Consider the following 13,117-nt stretch of genomic DNA (forward strand, 5'->3'; position numbering starts at 1 on the left):
GACGTGACGCGCCCCGCGGTTCATGCGGCATACTGGATGGGATGCCCACTGTCCTGATCCCGTGCCTCACCCCCGCGGTGAATGGCGGGCGCGCGTGACGACCACCTACTGGACCGAACTGACCGAACTGTTCGAGTACAAGGTCGCCGACGCGCTGGCCGGCCGTGTGCCGCGCGGCGGTCGCCGTTCGCTGGGCCTGCTGCGTGAGGAACTGCTGCAGGCGCCCCTGGAACCCACGCTGCTGCGCCGGCTGATCGAGGCCGACCGGCAGTACCGCGCCGTGCAGAAAGCCGACCGCGCTCCCGAACCGGTCCGGGCGGGCTTCGGCGGCCCGAGCACCTGGGAAGCGCCGGCCAGTACCGAGACGGACGAGTCGCGCGCCTGGGAGGAACTGCAACTGCTCGCGTGGCACCATCAGGCGGCCCGGCAGGTGCGCGAGCAGGCGCTGCGCTGGCAGCGGGAGGCGACCCTGGCGCGCCTGCGGGTGCTGTTCGCGGTCACGGAGAACGCCGAGCGGGCCGGGACCAGCAGTGGCCCCGCCGTGCCGGTCCCGGCCGCGCACGACCCGCTGATGGACCTGCACGACCCGGAAGTGGTGCAGAACCTCGCCGGCGCGCTGTCGAACCTGCTGCTGACCGACACGGGCCGGCAGCGGGTCCGGACGGCGCTGTCGCAGGTGGCGGCCGAGCCGTTCCCGCGCCACCCGGACGAGGACGTGCTGGCCGCCCGCCTGGAAGCGGCCGAGCGCGAACCGCTGGCCGCCGGGGCGCGCGAGTCCCTGATCCGCGCCCTGAAGGCCGAGTACCCCATGCCGCGCGACCCGCGCGAGCGGCCCGCGATCCGCGCGGCGGCGCGCAGCGTCACCGAGTTCCTGGAACCGCTGATGGCCGCCGCGCCCCTCCCGACGCTGGGCGTCGTACCGCACGGCAGCGTCCTGTACGCCCGGCACCCCGCGACCGCCATGCGCGGCCCGGACGAGGGCGCGGACGTGCTGGTCGTGCACCTGCGCGGCGGTCAGGCGGCCCGCTGGCGCGGCCTGGACCTGCTGTGGCAGCCCATCGGCAAGAACTGGCAGATGCAGGTGGGCGGGCAGGTGGCGCTGCTGCGGCCCTCGCGGGACGCGCCGGACGGCCCGCAGAGCATCACGCTGCCCGACACGCAACTGCGCGCCTTCGTCAGCGGCGACTACCTGATGCTGCGCCTGGAAAGTCAGGCGGCGCTGGAACTCGGCAAACGGGCGTCGCTGGGGCGGGCCGTGTCGCTGCTGCTGGATCCGGGCGGCGAGTTCGTGTTCCTGCGGCTGGCCCGCGCGGCCGCGCAACTGCTGCGCGGCGCGGCGCTGGACCTGCCGTCCCTGCAGGGCGCGTCGGCCCGCAAGTACCACGACGCCACCCCGGACGCCCTGATGGCCTTTGCCCGCAAGGGCGTGGAGTCCCTGATGGTGCGCCTGGCCCGCACGGACCCCGTGCAGGCCGCCCAGACCTTCCACGCGGCGGCCGAGGCACTCGGCGTGCATCCGCTGCTGGGCCGCCGCCTGCACGAGGCGCTGCACGTGGCGCTGCGCAGCCCCGAGACGCTGCCCGAACCGCAGGCGGGCGAGACCTTCGAACTGCCCGACACCGGCGGGTTCCTCAGCGTGCAACTCGGGGACGCGCCCCTGACCCTTCAGGCAGGCACGCGGTCCGTGACGCTGCGGATGGATTACAAGTCCGAGCTGGCCGTCGTGATTCCCGGTCACGCACCCATGATCCTGCAGGACCTGCTGGTGGTGCGCGTGCCGGACCTGAACGTGATCCTCGTGCGGCACGGCACCTGGCTGGCCGCCGCCGCCGGGCACGACGAGGCGCTGGACGTGATCGGCCCGGACCTGCAGGTGCGCGCCAAACCGTCCCTGCTGCACTGATCCAGGCTCACGGCGTTTCTCAGAACCATGCCGTCCGTGCCGGTCCGGTATCGGCCCAGTGGGTTCCGGGCGTGGCGCTCACGGACGGCAGCGGCCCCCGGTCCGTCCATGAGTGCTGATGGAATTCATACGAAACGTGCAGAACGTGCCGCGCGGGGCCGCCTTCGCTTACCATGGGCAGCATGTCTGCGGTGTCCCGTTCTCCTTCCCTGGCCGTTCTGATTCCGGCGTTCAACGAGCAGGACACGGTGGGGGCCGTGGTCAGGGTGGCGCTGGAGTTCACGCCGGACGTGGTCGTGGCTTCCGACGGCAGCAGTGACGGAACGGCGCAGGCCGCGCGGGACGCCGGGGCGCGGGTCGTGGAACTCGCGCAGAACGGCGGCAAGGGTGCGGCGCTGCTGGCCGCGCTGCACGCCACGACCGCCGAACTGGTCGTGCTGCTCGACGCGGACCTGACCGGCCTGAGCGCCGCGCACCTGCAGATCCTCGCGGCGCCGGTGCAGGAAGGGCGGCTGGACATGAGCATCGGGGTGTTCGAGGGCGGCGGGTTCGTGACCGACTGGGGCAACAAACTCACGCCGCACCTGAGCGGGCAGCGCGCCTGCCGCCGCGAGTGGCTGCTGGGTGTGCCGGGGCTGGATCAGGAGCGCTGGCCGGAACCGGCGATCACCCGGCACCTGAAGGTCACGGGGGCGCGCTGGGCGTACGTGGAACTGTCGAACGTGGCGCAGGTCGTCAAGGAGAAGAAACGCGGGTTCTGGCGCGGCGCCACGGCCCGCACCCGCATGTACGCGTCGCTGCTGACGTACGGCGTGCGCCGTCGCAAACCCTGAGCGTCGGGGGTCGGCCTGGCACGCTTCAGCGCAGCAGGTCGATGACGCTGCCGTCGGCCGTCTGGTAACGCACGATCCCCACGGTGGGCACGAAGTACGTGGTCTGCACGCTGACCTTGCCGCCCGCCGTGGTCTCGGTGCGGATGGTCAGGGTGTTGAACGTGCCGCCCGCGAGTTTCAGCGGGGTCACGCCGGTCACGGTCGAGCGGGTCCTGAGGGTGCCGGCGCTGCCGGTCCAGCTCCGGCCGGGCGACAGCGGGCCGGGCGGGTAGATGTTCAGCGGCGAGGCGTACCAGCTCAGGCGGCCCCCGGCGTTCACGCCGCGCAGCCACACACTGCCGTCCGCGCGGTGTTCGATCAGGTCCTGGGTGTAGGTGGTGCTGCCGTACTGGTGGCTGACCGGCACCACCCGCACGCCCCGGTGCGTGATGGGGGCGCCGACGACCTGCGTCTCGCCGCTGGAGTACGTCCAGCGCGTGCCGGGACGGTGAGGGTAGTAGTTGGTGTCCACGGGCGGCGCGCCCAGCGCACCCTGCCACAGCAGGGCGGCCAGCGGGAACAACCGGGCGAGGCGGGCGGAGGGTCGGGCGGGAGCGTGCATCGCGTTCCAGCTTAGTGCAGGTCTCTCACGCGCGCCTGACGGAACGCGGCGGGCGTCCACAGGAGCAGTGACGGTTCCGCCGGGAACGCACGGTGCGTCCGGGAACCGTCACTGCCCTGGGCTGGGTTATTTCAGGAAGGCCTGGTACCACAGGGCGCTGTCTTTCAACAGGCGTTCCTGGGTGGCGTAATCGACGTACACCAGTCCGAAGCGTTTCTGGTAGCCGTGCGCCCACTCGAAGTTGTCCATCAGGGACCACGCGAAGTAGCCGCGCACGTCCACGCCGGCCTGGGTGGCGTCCAGCAGGGCGCTGAGGTGGGTGCTGATGAACTCGGTGCGGCGCGGGTCGTGCACGCGGTCGCCGCTGCGTTCGTCGGCGAAGGCGGCGCCGTTCTCGGTGATGTAGATGGGCGGCAGGGCCGGGTAGTCGGCTTTCAGGCGCAGCATCAGGTCGGTCAGGCCCTGCGGGTGGATCTCCCAGCCCATGTCGGTCACGCTGGCGCCTTCGGGCATCACGCCGCCCTGCGCGCCGATCACGCCGCGCGAGTAGTAGTTGACGCCCAGGAAGTCCATCGGCGCGGCGATCAGTCGCAGGTCGCCGTCCTGCACGGGGGGCGCGTCGGCCACCACGTCCTCCCAGGTGTCGGCCGGGTACTCGCCGCGCAGCAGGGGGTCCAGGAACCAGCGGTTGAGGCGGCCGTCGGCGTGCCGGGCGGCCCTGATGTCCTCGGGGCGGTCGCTGGCGCTTTCCTGCGGGCCGAGGTTCAGGACGATGCCCGCCTGGGACTGCGGGGCGTGGCGGCGGATTTCGGGCATGGCGAGGCCGTGGCCCAGCATCAGGTGGTGCGCGGCGCTCAGGGCGGCGGCGCGGTCGCGGGTGCCGGGGGCGTGCTCGCCGATCTCGTAGCTCAGGACCGAGGAGCACCACGGTTCGTTCAGGGTGGCGTAGCTGACCACGCGGTTACCCAGGCGCCCGGCGACGGCCGCCGCGTACTCGGCGAAGGCGTAGGCCGTGTCGCGGTTGGTCCAGCCGCCCTGGTCCTGCAGCGTGGCGGGCAGGTCCCAGTGGTACAGCGTGACGTGGGGTTGCACGCCGCGTGCGAGCAGGCCGTCGGTCAGGCGTTCGTAGAAGTCCAGGCCGGCCGGGTTCACGGGGCCGCGTCCGGCGGGGATGACGCGGGGCCACGCGACGCTGAAGCGGTAGGCGTCGACGCCCAGCGCGGCGATCAGGTCCAGGTCCTGTTCCCAGCGGTGGTAGTGGTCGCAGGCGACCGCGCCGCTGCTGCCGTCGCTGATGCGGCCCGGCTGGGCGCAGAACACGTCCCAGATGCTGGGGCTGCGGCCGTCTTCCTGCGCGGCGCCCTCGATCTGGTAGGAGCTGGTGGCGACGCCGAACACGAATCCGGCGGGGAAGTCGCGGCGGGTCAGGTTGGCGGCGCGGGCGGCGGGCGTCAGGGCAGCGGTGTCGGTCAGGGTGTTCGTCATGTCAGGTACTCCTGTGCGGCGGGGGCGGAGGGGCGACGGTGGAGTGTGGTGGCGGGATGTGACGGGCCGGGGAACAGCGGCTCAGCCCTTGGTGGCGCCGGCGGTCAGGCCCTCGATCAGCTGGCGGGAGGCCAGGGCGAACAGGATCAGCAGCGGCACGACGGTCAGGGCGACACCGCACATCAGGGCGCCCCAGTCGGTGTTCGCGATGCCCTGCATGGAGCGCAGCGCCAGGGGCGCGGTGTAGGTCTCGGCGGTACGGAAGATGATCAGCGGCCCCAGGAAGCCGTTCCAGGACTGCACGAACGTCACGAGGCCCAGCGTGGCCATGGCCGGGCCGGTCAGGGGAACGATCACGCGGCGGAAGATGCCGAATTCGGTGGCGCCGTCGATGCGGGCCGCCTCGACCAGTTCGCGCGGGATGGAACTGCCGATGTACTGCCGCATCAGGAAGATCCCGAAGGCGCTCGCCATGCCCGGCACCCACAGGGCGCGCGGCTGGTCGATCCAGCCCAGCGCCTGCATGATCAGCGCGTACGGGACGATGTTCAGTGTGCCGGGGATCAGCATGGTGGCCAGCAGCAGTCCGAACAGCACCTCGCGGCCCTTGAACGAGAACATCGCGAAGGCGTACCCGGCCAGCGTGCAGAAGAACAGCGTGAAGCCGGTGGTCAGCACCGCGAGGTACAGGCTGTTCCAGAGGTTGCGCCAGAACGGCACGCGTTCCACGAGGTTACGGTAGTTCTCGTCGAGGTTACTACCGAACCAAGTGGGCGGCGGCAGCTGGAAGATGTCGCTGCGGGTGTGCGTGGCGAACACGAACATGAAGTAGAACGGCGCGATGGTCAGCAGGGCGCCCAGGGCGATCAGCAGGTACGCGCCGATGCGTTTGCCGTCCAGGCTGGGGGCGCGGCGGGCGGGGCGGTCGGGTGTGGGGGCGGTGGTCATGGTCAGTCCCTTCCGGCGAGGCCGCTGCGGCCGAAGGCGCGGTTGTTCACGAGGGTCAGCACGCCGATCACGAGGAACAGCAGCCAGGACATGGCGGCGGCCACTCCGGCGTCCGAGTACGAGGCGTAGGTGCGGTACATGTACATCACGGTGGTCAGGCCGGCCTGTCCGGCGCCGCCGCTGCCGTTGGTCAGGATGAACGGCTCCTCGAACAGTTGCAGGCCGCCGATCAGGCTGAGGGTCACGGCGATGAACATGATGGGCCGCAGCAGCGGCAGCGTGATGTAGCGGAACTGCTGGGCGCGGGTGGCGCCGTCCACGCTGGCCGCCTCGTACAGTTCACGCGGGATGGCCTGCAGGCCGCTGAGGTACAGCAGCATGTTCCAGCCGGTGTAGCGCCACACGACGACCATGGCGACGGCGCTCTGCACGTACTCCTTCTCGCCCAGCCAGTTGATCTTCTCGGAGGGGAACAATGCGCCGATCAGCGGCAGGCCGCTCAGGGCGTTCAGGACCGAGTTGATCACGCCGTACTGCCACGAGAACAGCGTGAAGAAGATCACCGAGATCGCCACGATGGACGTGATGTACGGCAGGAAGTACACGGCGGTCACGAAGTTCTGCATGCGCCGCAGGCCACCCTGGATGGCGAAGGCCAGCGGAATGGCGATCAGGTGCTGCGGCAGGCCCGAGAGCAGCGCCAGGATGGCGGTATTCTTCAGGGACTGCCAGAAGGTCGGGTCGGTCAGGTTGTCGGTGTAGTTGCGCAGGCCCACGAACTTCATCTCGCCCAGGCCGGTGCCGGGCTGCCACTGGTGGAAGCTCAGGTAGGCGTTGAACAGGATCGGGAACAGCCCGAACGCGAAGAACAGGATGAAGAACGGACTGATGAACAGGTACGGCGCGTACCGCCGCTGGAAGTCACTCCAGCTGGGGCGGCGGCGGGGTTTGGATGGTTTCAGGGTTGCTTGCATGCCTGTGGTCTCCAGGGCCTGTGCTGCGCAGGCGGTGCGACGCGCCGACCGGGTGGGGGTGGGCGGGGGCCGGGCGGAACGCGCGGGGCAGGTCCGGCGCCTCTGAACGGGCGAACGGACCTGCCCCTCGCCGGCGTGGTTCAGCGGGCGCGGCGGGTGATCAGGTTCTTCGCCTCGGTCAGGGCGGCCGTGATGTCCTTGCTGCCGTCAAGGACGCTGTTCAGGGCGTCGTTCACGATCTGTTCGGCGATGGGGTCGAGCTTGTTCACGTCCAGCGGCTGGATTTTCAGCGCGGCCTGACGCCACAGCACGCGGGCTTTCTGGCCGTTCAGGTACGGCACGCCCTCGTTGAAGACGGGGTCGTTCGCGGCCGAACGCAGCGCGGGGAACGCGCCGGTGGTCTTGAACGCCATGACCTGCTGGTCCTTGTTGGTGGTCAGGTACTTGATGAGCGCCCAGGCCTCGGTCTTGTGCTGGCTCTGCTGGGGGATGCCGTAGAAGGAGCCGCCCCAGCTGGCGAAGGTGTTGCCCGGCAGCTGCTGCGAGCCCCACTTGCCGCTGAAGTCCTTGGCGAGCCAGTTCTGCATGTGCCCGACCAGCCACGCGCCGCTGAACTCGGTGGCGAGGTTGCCTTTCTGGAAGGCGGTGGTCCACTCGGGGCTGAACGCGCCGCCGGCGCGGGCGTCGAGTTTGGCGTCGCGGATCTGCTTGGCGATGGTGAAGGCACGCACGAAGCGGGGGTTCTTGGGATCGACCAGCACGTTGTTGTTCTTGTCGAAGAACAGGCCCTCGCCGCTCTTGAGGCCGGTGCGGATGATGATCTGCGCGGCCTGCCCGGCGTCGGGGATCAGGAAGGAGCCGGGGTTGGCGGCGACGACCTTGCGGCCGTTGCTGATGTAGCTTTCCCAGCTGGAGTTCAGGGAGGCGGCGCTCACGCCGGCTTTCTTGAGCATGTCGGTGCGGTAGAACATCGCGCCGGGACCGATGTCGGTGGGCATGCCGACCATGCGGCCGTCCTGGGTCATGGCCTGCGGGTAGGTGTACGCCACGAACTGGTTGCGGAACTGCCCGGCATTGTAGGGGGCCTTGCTGATGTCGACCAGACCGTTGCCTTCCGCGAAGCGGGCGACGTAGCCGAAGTCGATGGCGACCACGTCGGCGGCGCCCTTGCCGGTGGAGAGCGCGGTGGTCAGGGCGGTGTGGTGGTCGGCGTAGGCCAGCGAGTTGATCTTGACCGTGATGTTCGGGTAGAGCTTGTTGAAGCCGGGCAGCGCGGCCTTCACGACGCTGTCGAGGTCGGGGAAGACGCCGACGGTGATGGTGGTTTTCTGGGCGCTGGCGCTGCCGAGGGCGGCGCAGAGGACGGCAGTCAGGGTCAGGGTCAGTCGGGGCAGCTGGCGCATGGTGGTTCCTCCGGGAGCAGGGGCGGGTGGGGGCCGTGGCAGACCGCTCAGGTGTCGCCATGAGGCACGCGGCGCGCGGTGGCGGCGTGTGGCACGGCGTTTCGTTCGCGGGTGAACGAGAGGTCTGAACTTTCGGTTCTGCTTGGGGTTACTGTACTCGCCTTTTGAAAGCGCTGTCAAGACGGGAAGTGCCCTCCCCTCTCATCGTCAGGCTGGCAGGAGCGTGTATATCGATTCAGACTGTCTGGAAGCGCGTCTCTCCAGTCAAAGGTGAAAGAATGCCCTTTCATGCGGGTTCCGTCTGTTTCGTCAACTCTCCGGCAGGGCACCGGGTTGCCAACTCCATGCCCGGAATCCTCTTCAGGCTGTTGACGAGACACACCGCCGCGCATGGAGGCATCAGGAACGGGAACTCCTGATGCCTCCATGCGGAGGGCAGCTCTGCGAATGTCATACGGATTCCGTTTGTTTCGCTGACAATCCGGAACTTCACCGGATTGTCAGCTCCACGTCCGGAGGGGCGTTTCTCTCCTACTCTGCGGGGCAGCTCTACGAGTCGCATCCGCTCGGATTGAAGGGTCTTTGCAGCCCCTTCAATCCGAGTCCGTATCAGGCGGGGCCGGCAGTCTCCGGGTGCGGTCAGCGGCCCCGGCGGCTGGCGACGGATTCGCGCAGCATCAGTTCCTGGCGCGGCTCGAAGGGCTCGATGGTCTCGTCGCGCAGCCGGGACAGGACGTAACGGGCCAGCCACTGCCCCATCTCACCCATGGGTTGCCGGACCGAGGTGAGCGGCGGCATGGTGTACGACGAGCCGGGCAGGTCGTCGAAGCCCACGAGCGACATGTCGTCCGGGACGCGCAGGCCCAGGCGGTACAGCGCGAGGCGCGCGCCGTAGGCCATCTGGTCGTTCGCCACGAACACCGCCGTCATGTTCGAGTGCCCCTGAAGCAGGCGCTGCATGCCGATCAGGCCGCTGGGTTCCTGAAAGTCGCCCTGCACGACCAGGGTGGGGTCGAAGCGCAGGCCGCGTTCCTGCAGGGCGTCGCGGTAGCCGTCCAGGCGTTCGCGGGCGTCGGTGTGGTCGCCCGGACCGCTGATGTGACCGATCACGCGGTGGCCGCGTCCGATCAGGTAGTTCACGAGGTCGCGGGCGGACTGCCGGTTGTCCATGGCGAGCGACACGCCGCCGTGCGCGCTGAGGTCGATGGTGCGGCCCAGCACGCCGATCGGGAGCCGGGCCGCCAGGGCGTGCAGGTCGTGGTCAGGCATCTGGCCGCCCAGGATGATCATGCCTTCCACGCGGCGGTTGAGCAGCAGCGCGACGGCGTGTTCTTCCTCGTCGGTGCGCCAGTGGCCGCTGATGATGATCGGGGAGTAGCCGCTGCCCATCAGGCCGCGTTCGATGCCGCTCAGGGCGTCGTTGTAGAAGGGGCTGGCGATGTCCGGGGTCAGGACGCCGATGCTGCCGGACGCGCCGGTGGCGAGGCTGCGCGCGAAGGTGTTGGGCGTGTACCCGAGTTTGTCGATGGCGAGGCGGACCTGCCGGGCCTTGGCGTCGTTGACGCGGGCGGTGCCGTTCAGGATGCGTGAGACGGTACTGGGGGACACGCCGGCCTCGCGGGCGACCTCGCTGAGGGTGACGGCGCGGTTCATGCGGTGCCAGCCGGCCGCGCAGGAGTCCGGACGCAGCGGCGTGCGTGGGTGGGCACGGTCACTTGAAACATACCCGCACTGTACCTGAAAGCGCTTTCACATTCCATGCCTGCATCCGATCAACCCACCCGCACGGCCCTACTCCTGATCGCGGCCCAGGTCCGTGCCCCGTCGGGTCGCCTGCACGACCGCCTCGATCAGCCCGCCGCGCACGCCCGCCGATTCCAGCGCCGCCAGTCCCGCGATGGTCGTGCCGCCCGGACTGGCGACCTCGTCCTTGAGCATCGCCGGATGCGCCCGCAGCTGCAACAGCTCGCCGGTCGAGACGAGCAGCTTGGCGGCCAGCTCGTTCGCCAGCGGGCGCGGCAGGCCCATGCGCACGCCCCCGTCGGCCAGCGCCTCGGCGACCACGGCCACGTAGGCCGGGCCGCTGGCACTCATGCCGGTAAAGGCGTTGAACAGGTGTTCGGGCAGCTCGTAGGCGTCCCCGACCGCCGTGAACAGGTGACGCGCGAACGCCAGGTCGCCCGCGTCGGTCGCCTCGCGCGGACCCGTGATGGCCGTCTGGCTGCGCCCGATGGTCGCCGCGAGGTTCGGCATGACCCGCACCACCCGTTTCGTGCCGAGGCGGCGGGTCAGCGCGGCCGCGCTCACGCCCGCCATGGTGCTGATGTACCCGGCGTTCTCCTGCGCCAGCCACTCGGCCGCTTCCGGAAACACGCGGGGTTGCAGACTGATCAGGATCCGCTCGGCGGCCGGCAGTTGCGCGGCCGTCACGACGCGCGCCCCGGTCCGCTCGGCGATCTCCTCACTGCGGGCGGTGTTCAGGTCCAGCAGGCCGATCTCGGAGGCCGGCATCACGCCGCGGGCCACCACGCCTTCCAGCAGGGCCAGGCCCAGCTTTCCCACACCGACGATCACGAGTTTCATGCGGGCCAGTATAGGTGCGCCCCCCTGGCCCACGCGCGCGCCGCCCCGCAGATGTGCAGACCGCCGCGCCGCCGTCAGTGCAGGGCGGCCGGCAGTGCAAGCCTCAGTGCAACCCTCAGTGCAACCCTCAGTGCAGGGCCGTGTCGAACGGTTCGGCGGGCGGCCCGGACCATGCGGGCGATTCCAGCATGATCAGGAAAGTCTCGACCAGATCCGGGTCCAGGTGCGTGCCCGACACGCGCCGCAGCTCGCGCAGCGTGTCGGCCCGCGACCACGGGGCCTTGTAGGGCCGCTCGCTGCTCAGGGCGTCGAACACGTCCACGACCGCGAACAGGCGCGCCAGCAGCGGAATGTCGCGGCCGCTCAGACCGTCGGGGTAGCCGGTGCCGTCCCAGCGTTCGTGGTGGTGCCGGACGATCTGCAGCACCTCGGTCGGCACGAGGCCCTGTTCGCGCAGCAGCGTCTCGCCGATCGTGACGTGCCGCCGCATCCAGCGCCGCTCGGGGGCGGTCAGGGCTCCCTGCTTGTGCAGCACGTCGTCGGCGATGGCGATCTTGCCCAGGTCGTGCAGGTACGCGCCCCAGCGCAGGTGCGCGAGTTGCGTGCTCGGCAGGTCCAGCGCCTGCCCCAGCCGCAGCGCCAGGGCGGTCACGCGGTCGGTGTGACCCTTGGTCTCGAAACTGCGGTACTCCAGCACGCGGCCCAGCACCCGGAAGGTCTGCTCGCGTACCTGCGCGAGGTCCCGCAGGACCCGCTGCTGCTCGCTGGCCTTGCCCACCTGCCCCGCCAGGACGCTCAGCAGCGGCAGCGTGGCTGGCGGGGGCGGGGCGGCGTGCAGCAGCGCCAGCACGCCGGTCGTCTGACCGCCCACCTGCACGGGACTGACGCTCAGGAACGCGGGGGCCGGGCCGGGCAGCGTGAGCTGACGCGCCTCACCCTGACCGGACGCGCGCCACAGTTCGGTCTGCACCTCGGGGGCCCGCAGCGCCGTCACGCGGCCGGCCGAGGCCGCCAGGTCACGCCCGGCGTCACCCGCGACGGGCCCGCCGGGAGCCGTCAGGTACGCGCCGCCCACCGCGCCACCGTCGCCGGTCAGGTGACTCAGGCCGCGCCCGGCGATCTGACTGGGAATCTGACTGTCTCCCAGACTGCCCAGCACGCTCAGCAGCGTCGGCGAGAGCGTCACGCCGCCCTCCTGCCGCCGCTCCAGACCGCGCGGGCCGGTGGCGTGGGCAGGATCGCGGGCCGCGCGGCCCAGCGTGTCCCAGATCAGGTCGTCCGGGTCGCTCAGCCACGGCTGCGCCGAGGCGTCCAGCTGGAACGCCCACGCGCCGCCGGCCGCCTCGGGGGACGTCAGCGGGACCAGCAGGGTCCACCCGCCGGGCGTTCCCAGGTCCAGCAGGGCCGGGGTGGGCGGCGTGGCGCGGCCAGGGCCGCGCATCAGGTGGAGGCTGCGCGCGGCGCGGCGCAGGGCCGGGGCGTCCAGCGTGCCGGTCTGCAGCAGCGCGCCGCGTGTGGTCAGCAGGGCCGCGCCGCGCGCGCGGGTCAGGCGCTGCGCGGCCTGCAACGCTTCCTCGGGCAGGGCGTGGCCGTCGCGCAGCGCCTGCGCGGCCCCCTGCAGGTCCAGGCTCAGGCGGGCCGCGCGGGCGACGCGGGTCAGTTCGGCCTGCCGGGCGGCGGCGCGCGCCGGGACGAACAGGGCGTGCGCGGCGGCGTGCGCGTCCGGGCCGGGGGGTGCGCCGAGCCACAGGCGGCCCAGCGTGGCGTGCGGTGGGCCGATATTCAGGGCGTGCAGGGCCGGGGCGGGCGGGTGCAGGGTCGCCGGGTGCAGGTGCAGGTCGGTCAGTTCCTCGCCGTCACTGAGTTGCGCGCGCAGCACGCCGGCCCGCCGCAGAAACGGCATGGCGGCGTCCAGCGCCTGCGCGGGCGGCAGGGTCAGGCAGCCCAGCAGTTCGGCAGGCAGGTCGGCAGGCCGGGCCGCGTGCAGGGCCGGTCCCGCCGCGTGCCGGGCGGGCCGTCCGGACCAGTCCAGGCGCAACTCCGGCCCGCCCGGCACGGCGGCTTCCAGCACGGCGCACAGCGCCTGCCGGTGCGCGCCGGCCAGCCGGACGGCCCGGTGTCTGGGCCGGCGCAGCGTCACCCGTTCGCCCCAGGCGGCGCGGTGCAGGTCCAGGGTGCCCAGCATGACCAGCCACGGCAGGGCGGCGTGCCGGACGGCGCGGGGACCGGACCAGTCGAGCGGCCCTCCCCGCTCCGGCAGGGTCAGGTGCAGGTGATCCGTTCCGGTGGCGGAACCGGGTTCCGGCCGGGCCGGTGGGGTGATGGGTGGGTCGGTCCTGCGGGCCATGGGCGTCGTCCTCCGGGCGGTGTGCGCTGACCGGCAGTGT

The 13,117-nt window shown here is 71.1% G+C and carries 10 protein-coding genes; 2 read left to right on the forward strand and 8 right to left on the reverse strand.

Annotated features, from left to right (window positions below; genetic code table 11):
- The first annotated feature begins 61 nt into the window (after window positions 1-61).
- Together BXU09_RS00490 and BXU09_RS00495 are read left to right on the forward strand one after the other, a co-directional pair.
- Window positions 62-1,903, forward strand: a complete 1,842-nt coding sequence (locus tag BXU09_RS00490; protein WP_205684128.1) for a hypothetical protein — start codon at window positions 62-64, stop codon at window positions 1,901-1,903.
- 182 nt (window positions 1,904-2,085) lie between these two features.
- Window positions 2,086-2,736, forward strand: a complete 651-nt coding sequence (locus BXU09_RS00495; RefSeq protein WP_078299548.1) for a glycosyltransferase — start codon at window positions 2,086-2,088, stop codon at window positions 2,734-2,736.
- Between the two features lie 25 nt (window positions 2,737-2,761).
- On the opposite strand, the gene BXU09_RS00500 is transcribed toward BXU09_RS00495, so the two are convergent.
- The 8 genes from BXU09_RS00500 to BXU09_RS21270 all read right to left on the reverse strand — a co-directional run bounded on the left by BXU09_RS00500 (window position 2,762) and on the right by BXU09_RS21270 (window position 13,077).
- Window positions 2,762-3,337, reverse strand: a complete 576-nt coding sequence (locus BXU09_RS00500) for a hypothetical protein (protein WP_078299551.1) — start codon at window positions 3,335-3,337, stop codon at window positions 2,762-2,764.
- A gap of 126 nt (window positions 3,338-3,463) precedes the next feature.
- Complete coding sequence (locus BXU09_RS00505; RefSeq protein ID WP_078299555.1) at window positions 3,464-4,822, reverse strand: GH1 family beta-glucosidase; 1,359 nt, start codon at window positions 4,820-4,822, stop codon at window positions 3,464-3,466.
- An 81-nt stretch (window positions 4,823-4,903) separates the two neighbouring features.
- A complete protein-coding gene (locus BXU09_RS00510) occupies window positions 4,904-5,770 on the reverse strand; it encodes a carbohydrate ABC transporter permease (protein ID WP_078299559.1) in 867 nt (288 codons plus the stop codon).
- A 2-nt stretch (window positions 5,771-5,772) separates the two neighbouring features.
- Window positions 5,773-6,744 carry a sugar ABC transporter permease gene (locus BXU09_RS00515; protein WP_055363333.1) on the reverse strand — a complete coding sequence of 324 codons (972 nt, stop codon included), beginning with the start codon at window positions 6,742-6,744 and terminating at the stop codon, window positions 5,773-5,775.
- A 140-nt stretch (window positions 6,745-6,884) separates the two neighbouring features.
- Window positions 6,885-8,147, reverse strand: a complete 1,263-nt coding sequence (locus tag BXU09_RS00520) for an ABC transporter substrate-binding protein (protein ID WP_078299562.1) — start codon at window positions 8,145-8,147, stop codon at window positions 6,885-6,887.
- A gap of 639 nt (window positions 8,148-8,786) precedes the next feature.
- Window positions 8,787-9,800 carry a LacI family DNA-binding transcriptional regulator gene (locus BXU09_RS00525; RefSeq protein ID WP_078299566.1) on the reverse strand — a complete coding sequence of 338 codons (1,014 nt, stop codon included), beginning with the start codon at window positions 9,798-9,800 and terminating at the stop codon, window positions 8,787-8,789.
- A 138-nt stretch (window positions 9,801-9,938) separates the two neighbouring features.
- A complete protein-coding gene (proC, locus tag BXU09_RS00530; RefSeq protein WP_078299570.1) occupies window positions 9,939-10,730 on the reverse strand; it encodes a pyrroline-5-carboxylate reductase in 792 nt (263 codons plus the stop codon).
- Between the two features lie 127 nt (window positions 10,731-10,857).
- Window positions 10,858-13,077, reverse strand: a complete 2,220-nt coding sequence (locus tag BXU09_RS21270; RefSeq protein WP_078299574.1) for an HD-GYP domain-containing protein — start codon at window positions 13,075-13,077, stop codon at window positions 10,858-10,860.
- Between the last annotated feature and the right edge of the window lie 40 nt (window positions 13,078-13,117).

Source organism: Deinococcus sp. LM3 (assembly GCF_002017875.1).
Classification (GTDB): domain Bacteria; phylum Deinococcota; class Deinococci; order Deinococcales; family Deinococcaceae; genus Deinococcus.